Source organism: Paenibacillus arenosi, from assembly GCF_014841135.1.
Lineage (GTDB): Bacteria > Bacillota > Bacilli > Paenibacillales > Paenibacillaceae > Paenibacillus_B > Paenibacillus_B arenosi.
The window spans coordinates 495,874-514,174 of sequence record NZ_JACYTN010000002.1 but is presented as its reverse complement, the minus strand read 5'-3'; the positions used below and the strand labels follow the sequence as shown (position 1 = coordinate 514,174).

Annotated in this window: 21 protein-coding genes; 17 read left to right on the top strand and 4 right to left on the bottom strand. The window is 43.6% G+C overall.

The window, feature by feature from the left end; translation table 11 throughout:
• Positions 1-6 precede the first annotated feature (6 nt).
• The 3 genes from IFO66_RS05485 (at position 7) to IFO66_RS05475 (ending at position 3,765) form a co-directional block, all read left to right on the top strand.
• Positions 7-1,608, top strand: coding sequence for a family 10 glycosylhydrolase (locus IFO66_RS05485; protein ID WP_192024138.1), 1,602 nt, complete (start codon positions 7-9; stop codon positions 1,606-1,608).
• A gap of 353 nt (positions 1,609-1,961) precedes the next feature.
• On the top strand, positions 1,962-2,927 hold the full coding sequence (locus IFO66_RS05480; protein WP_192024137.1) for a patatin-like phospholipase family protein: 966 nt from the start codon (positions 1,962-1,964) through the stop codon (positions 2,925-2,927).
• Between the two features lie 412 nt (positions 2,928-3,339).
• Positions 3,340-3,765 (top strand): GNAT family N-acetyltransferase, encoded by a 426-nt coding sequence (locus IFO66_RS05475; protein WP_225445502.1) that lies wholly within the window; start codon positions 3,340-3,342, stop codon positions 3,763-3,765.
• Positions 3,766-3,898: 133 nt separating this feature from the next.
• On the opposite strand, the gene IFO66_RS05470 is transcribed toward IFO66_RS05475, so the two are convergent.
• From IFO66_RS05470 to IFO66_RS05460, 3 genes are all read right to left on the bottom strand, one after another.
• Entirely contained in the window at positions 3,899-4,243 is a 345-nt protein-coding gene (locus IFO66_RS05470) for an MmcQ/YjbR family DNA-binding protein (protein ID WP_192024135.1), read from the bottom strand.
• A 144-nt stretch (positions 4,244-4,387) separates the two neighbouring features.
• Positions 4,388-4,750, bottom strand: a complete 363-nt coding sequence (locus tag IFO66_RS05465) for a hypothetical protein (RefSeq protein ID WP_192024134.1) — start codon at positions 4,748-4,750, stop codon at positions 4,388-4,390.
• A gap of 26 nt (positions 4,751-4,776) precedes the next feature.
• On the bottom strand, positions 4,777-5,730 hold the full coding sequence (locus IFO66_RS05460; protein WP_192024133.1) for a DUF1385 domain-containing protein: 954 nt from the start codon (positions 5,728-5,730) through the stop codon (positions 4,777-4,779).
• 223 nt (positions 5,731-5,953) lie between these two features.
• Here IFO66_RS05460 and IFO66_RS05455 point away from each other — a divergent pair, with 223 nt between their 5' ends.
• The 5 genes from IFO66_RS05455 to IFO66_RS05435 all read left to right on the top strand — a co-directional run bounded on the left by IFO66_RS05455 (position 5,954) and on the right by IFO66_RS05435 (position 10,250).
• Entirely contained in the window at positions 5,954-6,523 is a 570-nt protein-coding gene (locus IFO66_RS05455; protein WP_192024132.1) for a YqhR family membrane protein, read from the top strand.
• Between the two features lie 137 nt (positions 6,524-6,660).
• Positions 6,661-7,110 carry a type II 3-dehydroquinate dehydratase gene (aroQ, locus tag IFO66_RS05450; RefSeq protein WP_192024131.1) on the top strand — a complete coding sequence of 150 codons (450 nt, stop codon included), beginning with the start codon at positions 6,661-6,663 and terminating at the stop codon, positions 7,108-7,110.
• 35 nt (positions 7,111-7,145) lie between these two features.
• The gene (locus tag IFO66_RS05445; RefSeq protein WP_192024130.1) at positions 7,146-8,216 is read left to right on the top strand and encodes a M24 family metallopeptidase; all 1,071 of its coding nucleotides are present in this window, start codon (positions 7,146-7,148) and stop codon (positions 8,214-8,216) included.
• Positions 8,217-8,258: 42 nt separating this feature from the next.
• Positions 8,259-8,816 carry an elongation factor P gene (efp, locus tag IFO66_RS05440; protein ID WP_144988579.1) on the top strand — a complete coding sequence of 186 codons (558 nt, stop codon included), beginning with the start codon at positions 8,259-8,261 and terminating at the stop codon, positions 8,814-8,816.
• A 180-nt stretch (positions 8,817-8,996) separates the two neighbouring features.
• The gene (locus tag IFO66_RS05435) at positions 8,997-10,250 is read left to right on the top strand and encodes an aspartate kinase (protein WP_192024129.1); all 1,254 of its coding nucleotides are present in this window, start codon (positions 8,997-8,999) and stop codon (positions 10,248-10,250) included.
• Positions 10,251-10,412: 162 nt separating this feature from the next.
• On the opposite strand, the gene IFO66_RS05430 is transcribed toward IFO66_RS05435, so the two are convergent.
• Positions 10,413-11,144, bottom strand: coding sequence for a 2-phosphosulfolactate phosphatase (locus IFO66_RS05430; RefSeq protein WP_028596108.1), 732 nt, complete (start codon positions 11,142-11,144; stop codon positions 10,413-10,415).
• A gap of 567 nt (positions 11,145-11,711) precedes the next feature.
• On the opposite strand from IFO66_RS05430, the gene spoIIIAA reads away from it, so the two are divergent.
• The 9 genes from spoIIIAA (at position 11,712) to accB (ending at position 18,253) form a co-directional block, all read left to right on the top strand.
• Positions 11,712-12,728, top strand: coding sequence for a stage III sporulation protein AA (gene spoIIIAA / locus IFO66_RS05425; protein WP_192024128.1), 1,017 nt, complete (start codon positions 11,712-11,714; stop codon positions 12,726-12,728).
• Positions 12,655-13,245, top strand: coding sequence for a stage III sporulation protein SpoIIIAB (gene spoIIIAB / locus IFO66_RS05420; protein WP_192024127.1), 591 nt, complete (start codon positions 12,655-12,657; stop codon positions 13,243-13,245). Before spoIIIAA ends, spoIIIAB begins: the two co-directional genes overlap by 74 nt.
• 11 nt (positions 13,246-13,256) lie before the next feature.
• On the top strand, positions 13,257-13,460 hold the full coding sequence (spoIIIAC, locus tag IFO66_RS05415; RefSeq protein WP_005546700.1) for a stage III sporulation protein AC: 204 nt from the start codon (positions 13,257-13,259) through the stop codon (positions 13,458-13,460).
• Positions 13,461-13,469: 9 nt separating this feature from the next.
• Complete coding sequence (gene spoIIIAD, locus IFO66_RS05410) at positions 13,470-13,859, top strand: stage III sporulation protein AD (RefSeq protein WP_028596105.1); 390 nt, start codon at positions 13,470-13,472, stop codon at positions 13,857-13,859.
• A 56-nt stretch (positions 13,860-13,915) separates the two neighbouring features.
• Entirely contained in the window at positions 13,916-15,169 is a 1,254-nt protein-coding gene (spoIIIAE, locus tag IFO66_RS05405) for a stage III sporulation protein AE (RefSeq protein ID WP_420488650.1), read from the top strand.
• A gap of 27 nt (positions 15,170-15,196) precedes the next feature.
• Entirely contained in the window at positions 15,197-15,997 is an 801-nt protein-coding gene (gene spoIIIAF, locus IFO66_RS05400; RefSeq protein WP_192024126.1) for a stage III sporulation protein AF, read from the top strand.
• 124 nt (positions 15,998-16,121) lie between these two features.
• Positions 16,122-16,796 carry a stage III sporulation protein AG gene (gene spoIIIAG / locus IFO66_RS05395; protein WP_192024125.1) on the top strand — a complete coding sequence of 225 codons (675 nt, stop codon included), beginning with the start codon at positions 16,122-16,124 and terminating at the stop codon, positions 16,794-16,796.
• Positions 16,797-16,846: 50 nt separating this feature from the next.
• Positions 16,847-17,599: a SpoIIIAH-like family protein gene (locus IFO66_RS05390; protein ID WP_192024124.1), complete on the top strand. Its 753-nt coding sequence runs from the start codon at positions 16,847-16,849 to the stop codon at positions 17,597-17,599.
• Between the two features lie 159 nt (positions 17,600-17,758).
• Positions 17,759-18,253, top strand: a complete 495-nt coding sequence (gene accB, locus IFO66_RS05385) for an acetyl-CoA carboxylase biotin carboxyl carrier protein (protein WP_192024123.1) — start codon at positions 17,759-17,761, stop codon at positions 18,251-18,253.
• The last annotated feature ends 48 nt before the right edge of the window (positions 18,254-18,301 follow it).

Genomic DNA, 18,301 nt, shown 5'->3' with positions numbered 1-18,301 from the left:
ACAAATATGAATATCAAAAAACGTATAGTGGTTATTGCTTGTACAGCTGCTTTGCTGAGTACAGCGATTATGCCTATGCAAGCTTTTGCTCAGAAATCCAATGAAATTAAGATTTTGCTAAATGATCAACGTCTAAAAAGTGATGTTCCTCCTTACATTATTCCTTCCAAAAACGTGACGATGATGCCATTTCGCTCGATTGGGGAAGGGATAGGGGCTACAGTAGATTGGAATCCTGCTAGCAAGGAAGTGATGTTTGAGAAGAATGGCCGTACTATTGTTTTAAAGGAAGGCAGTGACTCTGCAATGGTAGATGGACAGCAGAAGTCGTTGGATGTAAGTGCTCAAATGAAGGCAGGACGAGTAATGGTTCCGCTGCGCTTTGTGAGTGAAAATTTAGGAGTTGCTGTACAGTGGGATGCTAAGTCACGCACTGTCGTTATGACGATGGAGGATGGCGAGGTCATTGAGATTCCAGCAGTGCGCGGTACATGGATATCGACGGTATACAATATTGACTGGCCGAGTGACCCACGTAAATCCTTCAATGCAGAGAAGCAGAAGCAGGAATATACAGCAATGTTAGATAAACTACAGCAAACCGGTTTGAATACCGTATTTGTTCAGGTCCGTCCAACAGCAGATGCATTCTATCCTTCAACAATGCTTCCTTGGTCAGAGTGGCTGACAGGCAAGCAGGGGAAAGATCCAGGTTACGATCCACTTGCCTTTATGATAGAAGAGACACATAAGCGAGGGATGCAATTTCACGCATGGTTCAATCCATATCGAATCAGTGTGCAAGGCGATGTAAATAAATTAGTTCCAACTCACCCTGCGCGCAAAAATCCGAATTGGGTCGTTAAGCATTCGGACAAGCTGCTGTTTGATCCGGGAGTTCCAGCCGCTAGGGAATTTATTCTTGATTCTATCATGGAAGTCGTAGAAAATTATAATATTGATGGGATTCATTTAGATGATTATTTCTATCCTTATGGTCAGGAACGTGAGCCTTTCAAAGATGATGCGTCATATCGTACATACAACAAAGTTTTCAACAACAAGAATGACTGGAGACGCAACAATGTCAACTTGTTTGTGCAAGAATTATCTGAACGTATTGAAAAAACCAAACCGAATGTTTCGTTTGGAATCAGCCCATTTGGAGTATGGCGTAATAAAAGTGTAGACCCAACAGGCTCGGCAACGAAGGCAGGGGTAACTAGCTATGATTCCTTGCATGCAGATGTCCGCAAATGGATTCAAAGCAGTTGGATCGACTATGTAGCACCGCAAGTGTATTGGCATATTGGGCATAATGCGGCTTCTTACGATACAGTGACTGATTGGTGGATAAAAGAGACAGAAGGAACAGATGTTGACTTGTACATTGGTCATGCAGCCTATAAATTAGCAGATCCAAAAGAAAAACAACATTGGACAAGTGCGGAGATATTAATAGAACAGCTCCGTTATAATGAAAGATATAAAGAGGATATTGAAGGTAGTATTTTCTTTAGTGCAGCAGATATTATGAAAAATACGAAGCAAGTGGCAGACGAATTAAGCTCCTATTACGCTGAACAAGATGCAGAGAAAAAGCAATAATTCATTCATCTGAATATTAATATTTTAAGGTAATACAGCCTTTCGCATATACGGTTTCTAGTTTCTGAATACAAGTAACAACATGTCAGTCGAAACTTCTTATATATTTTTTATGGGGAACTGATTTATAGGTGGGTGGATGGGGAGATTCACTCACCACGTATAGCTATATGTGTGAATTTTCTAATAATATCTATTTATTTATAAAATATCCAACTAACATGAAGGAAGGAACCATTAGGTTCTTTCCTTTTTCGATTGTTCATAAATGCTCATTTCCACTCATACACATCCACTAAACAACTACGATGCCTGCATAGATGGGTATGCAGCGTGAGGAGGCTCTTACGCAAATGTATATCAACGGTGTGTTTGAAGGTGGGGGTGTAAGGGGAATCTCATTGGTTGGAGCTGTTAAAGCGGCTGAATTAAATGGAATAAAGTTTCGTAAAGTGGCAGGGACCTCTTCAGGGTCAATTGTTGCTTCTTTAATTGCGGCTGGTTACAGTGCGGATGAGATGAAGCGTCTTATTATTGACATGCCTTTTTCTTCATTTCTAAAGAGGGCGCCTATTTTTAATGTGAAGTGGATTGGACCTGCCATGCGATTATTGATGAAAAAAGGGCTTTATTCAGGAGAAGCACTTGAGCGCTGGATGTGTTCTTTGCTTGAAGCTAAAGGTGTGCGGACATTTGGGGATTTGGAGGACAATCAGCTGCGCATTATCGCTTCTGATATTACGAACGGAAGATTAATGGTGCTGCCAGATGATATGGTTCAATATGGGGTGAACCCCAAACGTTTTTCCGTATGTAAGGCAGTGCGTATGAGTACGAGTATTCCTTATTTCTTTGATCCCGTTATATTACGGCAGAGCTTGTCTGCTGATCGGAAAAAATCATTCAAGCAGCAGTTCACTTATGTGGTTGATGGTGGGATGCTCAGCAATTTTCCGCTGTGGCTGTTTGATGATGATTGCCATCCTGAGACTAGACGGCTTATTCCTACGGTTGGTTTTCAAATGGTGGGGAAGACAACGAATCAGCCGCATCAGATCAATGGGGTCGTATCGATGTTGCAAGCAATTGTCGATACGATGATATCCGCGCATGATGAGCGATACATCGAACTGCATAACCGTTTCCGTACCGTGAAAATTCCCACCCTTGGTGTAGGGATAACTGAGTTTGATATTACGTTGGAGAAGAGTCTGGCTTTGTTTGATTCGGGCTTGCTAAGTGGCAATGAATTTTTCCACGATTGGGATGACAAGCAATATGAGCAAAAGCTGCTTCATACAAAGCAACGACAAAAATAAGTGTTGCACTGCACGCATGTAAAAGTGATTTTCATGAATCAAAAGCGATTATTAGGAGATAAGGCTTTTGAAACGCGTAAATTTGACGTAGAAGCCTGCAAAGAGTAACCTAATCCATAGACTCCTTTTCTGAGACCTAAACATGCTTATTTGATATTGTCAGGAGAGGGGATTCTTTTGGATCCGGGGTGGAACTATTTCCAGCAACAGTTTAGTTTTATTACAACGTAGAGAAATACCGCAAGCAGCTAATGTATTTGCCGAGCAGTTCATGGAAGATCCGCTGTATAGGTTTATATTGCCTGATCAACGTACGAGACTGAACGTGCTGCGTATCTTTTTTCGTAATTATTTGGACATGCTATATCCTTATTCAAATTTATATGCAAGTTCAACTCGGCTAGAAGGAGTAATGCTTGTATTTTATTCTGAGAAGTTCGGCAGCTCGAAGATTGCTCAATTGAATTATTGGAGAAAAATTGCATTCGCAATTCTGAAGTCGCTGCCAGCCTGTAAATATATCGGGGTAAAAGGATTGTTTAGAGGTGTATCCATACTAAGAAGTATGAGCTCAGCATGGCTCAGTATGTTGGAAGATCGACCATATGCGCATATGGATATGCTGGTTGTACAGAAACAGTATCGAGGTACGGGGCTCGTTACAAAGATGATAATGCCGCTTATAGATGAATGTTCTTCTCGTGATGTAGCGTGTACGCTAGAAACACAAAATCCGAACAATGTGCCGTTATACGGCCGATATGGTTTCGAATTGGTAGATACGATCAAAATGACTGACAGCGAATTGGAGCAGTACTGCATGGTTTATAATCGTTAATTGGAACGGTTTTTCTAAATAAGGGAAAATGAGAAGAGTCGGGAAGAAATGCAGTATGCTTACATGCAGTTGGTTTCTCTCCGACTCTTTTTTACAAAGTAAACTAAAGTAAAAGTAAGTGTTATCGTTTAACTTAAGTTCCAATGTTGCTCCGTTCGGTCTTCGTCATCCCAAGTACGACTAGATCATAAGAATGATCAATCATGGCTTCTATTTCTTCGTCTGTCAAATTTCCATCCAAAGATACCGTGTTCCAATGTTTTTTATTAAGGTGATAGCCAGGTTTGATTTCTGGGTATTGCTCCCTTAATGAATCTGCTCGGAACGGTTCACATTTTAAGCTAATGGTTGGTGCGTCATCTGATGAGAAGAGTGCATACATTTTGGTGCCTACCTTCATAACATCTACTTCCGGCCCAAACGGATTAGTTAGGCTCGTCCCTCTTTTGGTCATACAGTATTCCAGCCATTTGTCCATGATTAGCCGTATCCTCCTTGCGATTTTATGTACCCCGTTCATTGAAATAACAAAGCCCTTCCAAACTACCTACTTAGGAAGTGAAAGGGCTGTTAGCGCTCCTGTTGATAACATGATGCAGGAGATGCTTATGTTATGGAGTTCTTATTGAGATTCACCTGTTGAGGATTTTTCAATGGAACGACTTGAGGAATCTTTTCCTTTGTTTCCATCAATGACGGTTAAGCTAGCAGAAGAGCGTCGAGTCTTGATCGGCTTAGGGTTTTTGACGTTCTTGGTATGCTTCGCATTTCGCATCGCTTTCATCTTCGCTTCCGTCGCAGCAGATTTTTTCACACGTGGGTGTGAATTTGTACGCTTTGGTCCTAAACGATAAAAGATGAAAATGATCGCTGCTAATACGAGCGGGATCGAATAAGCGATGGGATTGGATGAAAATCCGATTACAAATCCTAGAGCTGCACACCCAAGTACGACGTAGATGAGCCAATTTGGCACTCGATTCATCTCGCTAACCCCTTTCCATTACATAGTTAAGCGCTTGTACGAGCACTTCTTTCTTCACCAATAGTACGATCTAATTCAAGCATGCGCTCAAATGAGGCAATAGATACTTCAACTTGATCATCAGTAGGTTCTTTCGTTGTAAGAAGTTGCAGCCACAAGCCTGGATATCCTAAAAAGCGGAGTACAGGAACGTCGCGTAATGCATTTGTGAAACGCAAAATTTCATACGAAACACCGATTACAACGGGAAGCAGCAGCAAACGACCAACAATTCGATCAATCATGGAATCGTAAGGCACGAAGCTATAAATAAAGATACCGACAATAATGGTCAAAATCATAAAGCTACTGCCGCAACGATAATGCAAGCGAGTGAACTGTTGTACGTTACTGACGGTAAGCTCTTTGCCTGCTTCATAGGCACTTATCACTTTATGCTCTGCACCGTGATATTGGAACAGACGTTTAATAAGCTTAGTTTGCGATATAAACCACAAGTAGATAAGTAGCATAAATAGTTTGATGATACCTTCAATAATCGTATGAAGCACTCGATTATCGAATGCTTTGCCGAAGAGGAATTCTTCGATAACAACAGGAACTGCCGTAAAAATAACTTTGCTGAAGACAAAAGACAAAATGCCAACAACGGCAACGCTAAGAATCATTCCAATGTCCCAAAGCTTGCTAGATTTTTGATCTGGGTCTGGTGGGCCTTCTTCATCCTCAGCATACTTCTCAGTTGCAAAATTTAAATGCTGAGCTCCGCGGGCACTAGCTTCTATAATACCTACTAAGCCGCGAATAAAAGGGATTTTCTTTAATGCGGTTACCCATTTCTTATCCTCACGTGGAACTTCATAGAAAGAAAGCTCCTTATTCTTTCGGCGAACAGCTGTTACATTTACATGCTTGCCTGCAAACATAACGCCCTCAATAACCGCTTGTCCGCCGTAAATGGATTTCGGTTGTTCTGACAATCCTTTCACACCTTCCCACCATATTAGTAATAAAATGTAAATTTCAACTGCTGGTAGAATCCTTTTTATATATTGTATAGGATTTGCCGTTCTTTTTCCAGAAGAGAACCTATTCAGCCAACCAATCCGTTGTGAACTTCGTTAATCTGTCTTGCTTCCGCGCATACTACTAAGAAGTTTCAAGTTGGGAGCAATTACACATGATGGATAAGGAGCAGGTAAAGTGACACAACATCAATCAAGAAACAAACAAAATCAACAGAATCAACAGAATGATCAACCTAAGACCAACCCTTGGTGGTTTGCGCTGCAACTGGGATTTTATGCGGGGCTAATATGGGGAGGGATGCGAATTCTTTCTTATGAATTGCATTTTACCGTTAATGTGCCGGGCTTTTTGTTGGAGCCATTTTTGCTAAATAGCTTTTTGCAAAGTCAACAGGGGCGATTCGCAGGCTGGGGAGCATTTATATTGTTCTCCATTCTATGCAGTCTGCTGTATACATTTACAATGAGGAAACGAACAGGCCCTTGGCCAGGTATATTGTATGGTATTCTCTGGTGGGTACTATTATTTGTAGCCGTAGGACCGGCGCTAGGATTAGTGCTACCTGTAACACAGACTTCGTATAATTCGATTACGACAGAATTATGTATATTTTTACTGTGGGGTTTGTTCATAGGCTATACCGCGGCAACCGAATTCAATGATGAGCGATTGAGAGAGCCGGAAAACGAAGAAGAAAGCGCTTCGGATGATACTGCACAAGCCGCGGCAAATGCCTCCTCGTGAACGGTTAATGCTAGTTACGCTACGATGATGCTTCTCAAGTGCTTGTTCCTATGATAAAATACGTGAGTATTGGTCTGATGAGTATGTTCTATATAGCGCTCGGTAACTCGAATGCTTATTAAGACAGGTGGGATACAATGGCACGTTACTTGGTATTGAACGGACCGAACTTAAATATGCTTGGTATACGTGAACCTGGTGTTTACGGTGCAACAACGCTTCAAGATATTGAGGAGCGCTTACAGCAATTGGCGGCACAACTGCAAGTAGAGCTGGAATTTATGCAGACCAACCATGAAGGGGTATTAATCGATCGCATTCATGCTGCTTATGGGCAATGTGACGGGATATTAATTAACCCTGGAGCTTGGACGCATTACAGCTACGCCATCCGTGATGCGCTAAGTGCGGTAGCAATCCCTGTTATCGAAGTTCATTTATCCAACATACATAAGCGCGAGGCGTTTCGTCATGTTTCGGTTATTGCTCCAATTGCGGCAGGTCAAATATGCGGCTTGGGTGCTTATAGTTATGAGCTGGGCTTACAGGCTTTGCACCATGTCGTGTGCAATCAATCGCAGGAATAAGCAGCACGAACATTAGCGGACAGGAGAGGATTCAGATGAGCAATGCTCGCGTGGAACGTCTTCGTAAGGAGTTGGAACAACGAGGGCTCGAAGGCATATGGATCGCAAGTGAGTATAATAGACGGTATATGACAGGATTTACGGGATCAGCGGGATATGTATTCATTACTGCAGATCGTGCTGTGTTACTGACAGATTTCCGTTATATGACACAAGCTCCTGAACAAGCGACCGGATTCGAAGTTTTGGAGCATGCTCCAAAAGTTACGGATACATTGGCATCGCTGCTAAAAGAAGCGGGTATTAGCCGAATTGCATTTGAGCAGGATCATATGAGCTACGGCGTATACGCTAAATATGCGGAAGCATTGGATGGAATTGAGTTTGTACCTGTTAGCGGATTGGTTGAGCAGCTTCGTATGGTGAAGGATGAGAATGAGTTGGCTATTATGCGTGAAGCTGCTGATCTCGCAGACCGTACATTTAGTCATATCCTAACTTTCATCAAACCTGGTATCTCGGAGATGGATGTTGCATTGGAGATGGAGTACTTCATGCGTAAGCATGGGGCGACATCAAGCTCCTTTGATACAATCGTTGCTTCTGGCGAACGTTCAGCATTGCCTCACGGCGTAGCAAGCGATCGGATTATTGGCACAAATGAATTCGTCAAGCTGGACTTTGGTGCTTACTACAAAGGTTATTGTTCCGATATAACTCGGACCATTGTAGTAGGGGAACCGACAGATCGCCATCGTGAAATTTACAACATTGTGCTTGAGGCACAGCTTCATGCTTTAGAGTACATTCGTCCTGGTATGACAGGACGAGAAGCAGATGCGCTTGCACGTGACATCATTGTCAAACATGGATATGGTCCGCAATTTGGCCATAGTCTAGGTCATGGCTTAGGGATGGAAGTACATGAGTACCCTCGCTTGGCTATGAGTGATAATACGGTGTTAACTCCCGGAATGACCGTAACTGTTGAGCCTGGTATTTACATACCTGGATTTGGCGGTGTTCGCATTGAAGATGACATTGTCATCACGGAGAACGGGATTGAAATAATAACACATTCAACGAAACAATTGCTCGTCATTTAGAACGAATTCGGACGAGCTCGAACGACCTTAGGAGGGAATATCGTGATTTCAGTTAACGATTTTAAGACAGGACTTACTGTACTAGTAGAAGGGGATATCTTCACAGTACTTGATTTCCAACACGTTAAACCAGGTAAAGGTGCAGCATTTGTGCGCTCCAAGCTTCGCAACTTGCGTAACGGAAACACAGTAGAAAGAACATTCCGTGCAGGTGAAACAATTGGCCGTGCACAAATCGATAATCAACAAGTTCAATACCTTTACAACAGCGGTGACGAGTACACGTTCATGGATAACGAAACGTATGACCAGTTCAACTTGACTCAACAACAATTGGAGTGGGAATTGAACTTCCTTAAAGACAACATGGTAGTTAATATTTCTAGCTACCAAGGCGAGATTCTTGGAATCACTATGCCGAACAGCGTTGAGTTGAAAGTAGTTGAAACAGAGCCAGGAATTAAAGGTAACACGGCAACTGGTGCTACGAAGAACGCGAAGCTTGAGACTGGCTTGAACGTTCAAGTTCCACTCTTCATCAATGAAGAAGATGTATTGCTTATTGATACACGCGAAGGTAAGTACATTTCCCGCGCGTAATAATCAATCGTCATCATATGTATAAGTGAGAAAGCTCTGCATCCTATTTAGGTATGCAGAGCTTTTTTAGTACAAATTTTAATGTGTTTAATTCATATAATTTCCACCACTACATCTGGAAACGTGCTATAATACACAATTAAATGAAAAGATACATTCCGAGGATTGGGAGTGAGCAGTGTGGCTTTGTTCGTCATGAAGTTTGGTGGAAGTTCAGTTGGTGATGTCGAGCGGATGCAGAGAGTCGCCAAACGAATTGTTGAGAAGAAACTAGATGGCCACCAATGTGTGGTCGTTGTATCTGCAATGGGCGATACGACGGATGACTTGATTGATAAGGCTAAACTGCTGAACAGCTCGCCGCCTGCACGAGAAATGGACATGTTATTAACTACAGGAGAACAAATTAGTGTATCTCTGTTGTCTATGGCGGTTCATCAACTTGGGCATGAGGCTGTTTCGTATACAGGCTGGCAGGCTGGATTCCTAACGGATCAAACCCATAGTAAAGCACGTATCGTGGATATTGATCCGGCACGGGTGAAAAAGTCGCTTGATAACGGTCAAATTGTTATCGTGGCTGGTTTCCAAGGTGCTTCAGATACGGGGGAGATTACAACATTAGGCCGCGGAGGATCCGACACAACTGCTGTAGCTTTGGCCGCAGCTATTGAGGCTGATGTTTGTGAAATTTACACCGATGTAGATGGCATTTATTCTACAGACCCTCGGATTGTACGCTGTGCTCGCAAACTTAATGAAATTTCGTATGATGAGATGCTTGAACTCGCTCACTTAGGTGCTGCTGTACTGCATCCACGTGCTGTCGAATATGCGAAGCATAACAAGGTATGTCTAGTTGTTCGATCAAGCTTTAATCATAATGAAGGTACAACGGTGAAGGAGGAAGCGGTTATGGAGCAGGGAGTTGTCGTTAGCGGCATTGCTTATGATAAAAATGTGGCAAAAATCAGTATTATGGGAGTACCTGATGAGCCGGGAGTACTGGCTACCGTATTTGGTAAATTGGCTGATGCTAGTATCGATGTTGATATTATCGTACAAAGCGGTGTGCAGGATGGAACAGCTGATTTCAGTTTCACAACTGCTCTAGATGATAGAGAGAGAGCACTCCAAGTCATCGAAAGCTTCCGTCAGCAAGTACCTTATCATCATGTATCCTCTGAGGTTGGCCTTATTAAAATTTCTATCGTTGGCGCTGGTATGGTCAGTCACCCTGGTGTAGCAGCAAAAATGTTTGATGTCATTTCTAAACTAGGCATTAGTATTAAAATGGTAAGCACTTCAGAAATTAAAGTTTCTTGCGTAATTTCTAATCATCAGCTAACTGATGTTGTTGGTGCTCTTCATACAGCGTATGGCTTGGATACGGTAGAAGATGTATTTGTGGGTGGTCCACAAGATCGTCGTTAATAGGTCCAAGTGTATTCCCATCTACACTAACACCAGATAGAGCACTCATCCGTAACCTAACATAAATAATGGAATGTAAATTAAACAACCTCCGATGCCCTTTATATAAAGTGGACTCGGAGGTTGTTGGTGTCTATTCGGCTTCTATCGTTCGTATCCGGATTAAGAGGATTGACGGTGTGGAATTAATAGATGTTCATGTAGAGTCGGAACGAGGTGAACTTGATTCGTAAGAGAGCAGTATTCAACATCGTCACCAAATCCCAGTTTAAGCAGGCGCTTGCCACTGGAACTTTGTCGAACTGCGTCATGAATATGTCCCTTATGCTGTTTGTAGGCACTAAGGGCGAGCATACCTAGATCGTTCGTAATGATCATTCCAGCCTGGTGATCAGCTATCATTTCATGTAATATCATCCCTGCGCAAAGGGCGTCTTCAAACGCAAATGCATCCTGAGTTCCCGTGCAGAGTAAGGCAACGTTCCTTCGTAAGCTTAGTGCGAGCTGGGCGCACGCGGATGCATTTAGAAATGCTCCTGCAAGAACATGTTCCGCGCGAACTGCCTTTTGAATCGCACGTGTCCCATTAGACGTAGTAAGGACGATGCGTTTATTTAGGCACAAGCTAGACGTATATTCGTGTGGAGAGTTACCTAGATCGAAACCAGCTATTTTTTTGCAAAATCGCTCTCCTCCCAGTACATCGCCTTCTGCGTACTGCTGCCTCGCTTGACCAACCGTTTCTACAGGTAAGACCGACGCGGCGCCATTAGCTAATGCTGTAATGATCGTACTAGTCGCTCGTAGCACGTCAATTACAATAACCGTGTGTTGATTCAAGTCCACTGCTCGCGCTTCACCGATACTAGCAATGACATCAACTTGTAACTGCATACGCTTCCTCCTTTCCTTGCTGCATGGGTGAAGGTGCTTGTACGTATTCAGCTGTAGGAACATATATCAACGATGTTGGCGATCCGGGTACGCCTGTTTTTCATTAATTTTATACATATAACTTGCATGTAACATGCTCTCCCCACTCTATTTTTCTAGATGAAATATGAACTTGCGTCAGTACCTCCAGCGCTAGACAATCTCGAAGCCTGTTTCTGAAATCATATGACATAAATAAATATCCATGACTGTTGTTAGGAGTGAGTTGCTGCTCCACTCTTGATGATATATAACACCCGTGCATCTACTGCCTCCGAATACATGTTCAATATATGCGTTGTTCCAATGACAGGTGCCTATATGCCGGGATAGATGACCAGTGATCATGGAGGACAAGTAATTTTTTTCGTGGGTCACAATAAATTCCTTCTAGGTGTAAGTGGATGAGACAAGTCATATTTAGCAACTACAATCATACATATGGGAGTAAGCGGCCAAGCCTGCAGAACAGATCGAAATACATGATCGACTTATGCAAATTCGCCTATTTCAAGAAGGGAGGACCACATGGCAGTAACAATTGCGTCAGGATGGATTCATGTCTTGCCGCCTGCTCTTCGTTCCATTCTCACCAACATTCCCGGTCAAGTACTGAATGAACTGGAAGAAGTAAGGATTCGAGAGGGTCGTCCGTTGGAAATTGGCTTCATGGGTGAGTATTATTTTGTAACGGCAGAAGGCATACTGACAAGTCAGATTCATGAGGCGTATATTCCTGTTCGCGAAGACGGCCACCAATTGTTGGATGTATTGACCAATCATTCGCTATATACGATGGAGGAGCAGCTTAGACGCGGCTATGTCACGATTGCAGGGGGACATCGGATAGGACTAGCTGGAAGAACAGTATTAACCAATGGCAAGGTTAGTCATCTGCGTGATATTGCGGGGTTTAATATTCGAATCGCTCGTGAAAAGCAAGGTATATCGGGTAGTTTAATGCCACTTTTACTAGACTTTAGTCAGAAATCTATTCACCACACGCTTATCGTTTCTCCGCCTCAGCATGGCAAGACAACGATGCTTCGTGATTTGGCTAGATCGATATCCGACGGACGTTGGAACCACCCAGATGTGAATTGGAGGGGTTTAAAGGTAGGTGTTGTGGATGAGCGCTCGGAAATTGCAGGTTGTGTACGCGGTGTCCCATGTTTCGATGTAGGAGCTAGAACGGATGTATTGGATGGTTGTCCGAAAGCGGAAGGAATGATGATGCTCATTCGCTCGATGTCGCCAGATGTGCTAGTCGTTGATGAGTTTGGCCGTGAAGAAGATGTATCTGCGATGAATGAAGCGATACATGCTGGTGTTCGTGTCGTTGCATCGGCACATGGTGCAGATGTGAAGGAAATCGCACGCAGGCCTGGCATAGGGCCACTTGTTGAAAGTGGCGTTTTTTCTCGTATCGTTGTGCTAAAACGAGTCAGAAAGCAATGGACTCATCGTGTATATGACGAGAAGCAGCGAGCTCTTCAAACAGCTACATCCAACCGTATTGGAAGGGAGGGGGAAGCTCATTATTAAGTTGCTTGGAGCTGCTATTGTCATTGCTGCAGCGGGTGCAATAGGTTGGATACAAGCGTCTCACTATGCGGCCCGCCCTCGCCAGCTTAGGCAGTTGATTATTGCGCTTCAACGGTTAGAGACATCTGTCATGTATGGACATACCCCACTTGATGAAGCTTGTGAACAACTGAGTGCGCAGGTGCCACCTCCTCTGAACAAACTGTTCGCACAAGCATCGGCAGGAATGCGGGCAAGAGATGGCCATATTCAGACGGCTAAGGCGGCTTGGCATGCAGCCCTTCAATCAGAAGCGCCGCATAGTGCCTTGAAGTCACAAGATGTACGTATTTTGTATGATCTAGGAATGAGCTTGGGCATTAGTGACCGAGAAGATCAGCGCAATCATATTCGTCATGCCATGAAGCGATTAGAGCAAGAAGAAGCCAATGCAAGCGATGAAGCGGGGCGGTATGTAAGGATGTACCGCAGTATCGGAGTGTTAAGTGGTATTTTAGCTGTCATTTTAATGTATTGAGGTGCCTGATTATGAATGTGGATGTGAGCGCGATATTTCAGATCGCCGGAATCGGCATCATCATTGCTATGATCCATACGGTCCTGAAGCAGATGGGCAAGGAGGATATGGCACATTGGGTCACAGTTATCGGATTTGTTGTCGTTCTATTTATGGTCGTTCGATTGCTGGATCATTTGTTCCAAGAAATCAAAACTATTTTTTTATTTCAGTAGGTGATGTTGATGGAGATTGTGCAAATTGTCGGCCTTGGCCTTATTGCGGCCATACTCGTACTAGTCGTTAAAGAACAGAAGCCGATGTTTGCCTTTCTCATATCGGCTTTCGCTGGCATTGTCATCTTTTTGTTCTTGATCGGCAAAATTGAGACTGTTATTGAAGTGCTGGATTCTTTGGCAGAGCGTTCAGGCATCGAGCCTGTTTACGTGAAAACGATTTTGAAAATAATCGGCATTGCATATATTGCTGAGTTTGGTGCACAGGTGGTAAGGGATGCTGGTCAAGACGGGATCGCAACAAAGATAGAGCTGGCAGGCAAAGTATTGATTATTGTTATGGCCATTCCCATTATTAGCGTCATCATTGAAACCGTTATGAAGCTGCTGCCAGCTTGATGGAGGGAGAGGCTGTGAAAGAGCTGTACGACCGCACGACGAGTTATAACCATCGCATTTCTTTATTTGTATTTGTGGTCATCCTATCACTGCTCGCTTGTGTGTCTGGCGCTTATGCCTCTTCGGACGCTACACCAAAGGAGGCAGCACGTTCTACAACGGTACAAGCAGCAGCTGTTGATGGGACAAGCTCAACTACTGAGCCGGCAGCCGCCCCGACAGATAGCTGGATTAAAGAGCAGACGAAACAGCTGCCGACAAGTGAAGTTGAAGGATATTGGCAAGAATTGTTGACCAAATACGGCGGTTTCTTCCCCCGAGACTCACTACCAAACTTTGCCGATCTTCTGCTCCCGGGCGGGGAAAAGTTGACGTTAAGCAATACATTTAAGGCGCTCGGCAAGTTTCTCATGCAAGAAGTGATTACGAATGGGAAATTAATCGTCACCATCGTTATTCTTGCCGTGTTTAGTATGGTGCTTGAAACGCTGCAAACGGCTTTCGAGCGAAATACAGTCAGTAAAATTGCCTATTCCATTTCCTACATGGTCATCATCATTTTGGCCATTAACAGCTTTAATGTGGCCATCAGCTATGCGAAAGATGCAATATCAGGCATGATTCACTTCATGATGGCTATGGTGCCAGTGTTATTTACACTACTTGCATCTCTAGGGAATGTTATAACGGTATCCGTACTGCATCCGCTTATCGTGTTTATGATTCATTTGGTAGGTACGATTATTTACACAGTAGTCTTCCCGATGCTATTTTTCTCCGCAGTACTGCATATTGTTAGCTCTCTCACGGACAAGTATAAAGTGACACAACTCGCCAACCTTCTTAGAAACATTAGTGTGGGATTGCTTGGTATTTTACTCACTGTATTTCTCGGTGTTATTTCCGTGCAAGGAGTGACCAGTTCGGTAACAGACGGTGTGGCCATTCGTACAGCCAAATACATTACAGGAAATTTTGTGCCTGTTGTGGGCAGAGTGTTCTCAGATGCGACAGATACCGTAATTACAGCGTCTTTGCTCGTGAAAAATGCGGTGGGCCTTACTGGGGTCATTATATTGTTGTTCCTATGTGCATTTCCTGCATTGAAAATTTTAACGTTGGCGCTCATTTATAACGTATCAGCTGCTATTATGCAGCCACTTGGAAATAGTCCAGTTGTCGGCTGCTTGCAAACGGTTGGAAAGAGCATGATTTATGTCTTTGCTGCACTTGCAGCAGTGGGACTTATGTTCTTTTTAGCCATTACGATATTGCTGACTGCAGGTAATGTAACGGTGATGATGCGATGACAGCAAGTCCATGGAGGAGGGGTGAGTATGAGCTGGCTCAGTGAATGGTTGAAAGAGATCATTATGCTTATTTTGCTGGCTGCTTTTGTCGATTTGCTGCTGCCAAGCGCAAAAATGCAGCGATATGTAAAGCTCATGCTCAGCCTGATCATTTTACTGGCTTTGCTATCACCGATTATGAAGCTGTTTGATAACGATCTAGCGGAGCAAGTGGCGGTTGAATGGGAGCAGTCCAATCCGACAACAAGTGCATTTGCTTCTTTGACTAGTATTCAGCGAGATGCTGCACGGCTGCAGCACCAGCGACAAATGAAGGTGAGTGAACTTGCCGAATCTCAGCTAGAGTCTCAGATGACGAAGCAGTTAAATGAATTAGCAGTGGGATCGAATGCCGAACGGCTGGAAGAAACGGAAACGTTGCAAGCTGCTGAAACAGCTGAAACAGCTGAAACAGCCTCGAAAGTGATGCCCTCTACCGATTATGGAGTACAAACGGAGCAAGTCAATGTGAAGTTAGGGGTGTCAGCTAATGAGCCGGAACCTACGATACAATCGATAACGGTTTCTATGACATATAGCAGGCTTGCAGGTTCCCCTTCTCCACAACATAATGAGCAAACAGAAGGAGTCATGTCTGTCCAACAGGTTAGAGCCGTAGACGTGCGAACTGAATCTATCGATGAACGCGCATCATCTGCTCCAAGTGGTCAACGCACTTCTGTAGAACAGCACGTGGTGAAGATGTGGGAGAAGAAAATTACTGATATGCTTACTTCGCATTGGCTTGTTAAACCAGAAGAAATCCACATCGAGTGGAAAAAAATATAAAAATAATACGTGTTAATGTGCTAAGAAGTCGTAATTGTTAGTCATATTTTTAGACAAGCTGCGTATAGGTGAAATAAGGACAAGATGGAGCACGACAATTATCAGTTTAAGGTGGGTAGCGCTCATGGCGAAATGGCTGCAAAAAATTGAATCTATCCTTGGAAGCGGATCTAACGGACCGAAACGAGTGAAAGCATTTCGTTGGCTGCTCCTATTAGGTCTCGTCGGTGCGGCGCTCATCTTGGTTAGCTCGTTCTCAAGTGGACCTGGGAATGGCAATTGGCTGATGGGCAGTTCAGGCAGAGAACCTCCTGCTGTGACAGGTGTAATGAGTGAACAGGAGCTAAATGACAGTCGTGCTTCTGTTGCAACGCCTGATCCTAATAATCCATTTGCAACGATTGAGCAATCCTTTGAAACTCGTATGAAGTCGGTCCTTGAAGAGATTGTCGGAGTTGATCAGGTGCAGGTGATGGTTACTGTTGATTCGACCGAAGAGCTAGTTATTCAGCGCAATATGAAAGATAGTCAACAAGTTACGGAAGAGACGGATGCGAATGGAGGCAAACGTCATATTACACAAACTTCTCGTGATGGTGAAATTGTGATGACTGAAACCTCAGAACATCAGTCGCCTATCGTGACGAAACGAGTAAAACCTAAAGTTCGAGGCGTCATCGTCGTTGCAAAAGGTGCAGAGAATGCCGTTGTTAATCAGATGATCGTAGATGCAGTGGAAAAAGGATTGAATGTGCCTTCCTACCGGATATCGGTAGTGCCACGCAAAATATCGGAGTAAAACGAGAACACGGAGAGCCGAGATGTCAATTATAAGGAGGGTTTACCTTAATGAATACCAAACGACAAACAATTTGGTTAGTATCTATGTTGAGCCTTATGGTCGTCCTGTCCGCGTATTATTTATTTACCGAAGAGCCTGCCAAGCCTGATCCAGCAGCAGGCGTAGCCACTATTAATCAAGTAGCCGGAGAAGCTGGGGCTGCGCTTGAACAATTGCCAAAGGTTGAAGTAACTCAAGTGGGTGGTACAGAAGCAGAAGTGCAACCGAATGCAGAAGGAAAAGTGGATGGTGCAACCACATCTCCTGAAACAAAGGAACCAGTCGATGCTCCAACGACGAAGTCAGACAAACAAACACCTTCGAACGAATCAGCAGCTAAAGATAGCAAGCAAACGCTCACAGATGGTGAGAAGGCCATATTGGATCAGGTTGCTGCGCAAGGAGTTATGTCCCGCAGTACCATTGAACAAAAGGCAATGGAACGTTCGGAGCAGTATCAGCAGCAGCTTGAAAACATTTTAACAAAATTAAATGGCTCTAAGGTAAGCTCAGAAGAGATGACAAAGTTGTATGATGATATGAGTCGTTTGGACGACAAGGAGCAAAAAATTTCCGCTTTGGAGGCAGAGCTGCAAAAAGATTATCCTAATGTGGTCATAAGCGAGGAAAACAATAACGTCAAAGTCATCGTACAAGCTGAGAAGATGGAAGCTAGACAAGCGGTTGATATTATTGACAAAATAATTAATGAGCTTCAAGTGACACAAGACAAAGTAAGTGTACAATACGTTACTGAATAATGTCCGTAATCATCAATTAGAAAACAATGGTCAGCCCAGTTCCCGAAACTGGGCTCTTTCTATTTGGTTCGATTGTGTTATAATACATACGTCCATATTGATTGTCCATCTATTAGTGGTAATCCCTTAATGATACAACAGTCACGAGGAGTGAATGAATTGTTCAAAATAAGCGAGATTAAAGAACTCATTAAACTTGTGGATCAGACTTCTGTTCACGAGCTAGAAATTGAAAATGAAGGCTGTCGCATCGCGATTCGTAAGCCTGGCAAATCTGAGGTAGTTACGATTCAATCAGCTCCTGCAGCCCATACATATACGCCTGCACCTGTGCAGGCGCCAGTAGCTGCGGTAGAACAAGCTGTTCCTGCCAAGCAAGAAGCAGCACCAACTGTTGTTGATAACACAGCAGGCCTTCATAAGATTGTGTCGCCGATGGTAGGTACGTTCTATTCTTCTCCATCACCTGATGCTGATGCATTCGTTTCTGTAGGTTCCAAAGTGAGCGAAAAGACAGTCGTGTGCATTCTAGAAGCGATGAAGCTGATGAATGAGCTGGAAGCGGAAGTGAAGGGACAAATTGTAGAAGTTCTCGTGGAGAATGGTCAATTAGTCGAATTCGGACAGCCGCTATTCTTGGTTAAAGCGGAATAACGTTAGCTTATAATGCCCTAATGGCAGCCAAGTCAAGGAGGTTGAACG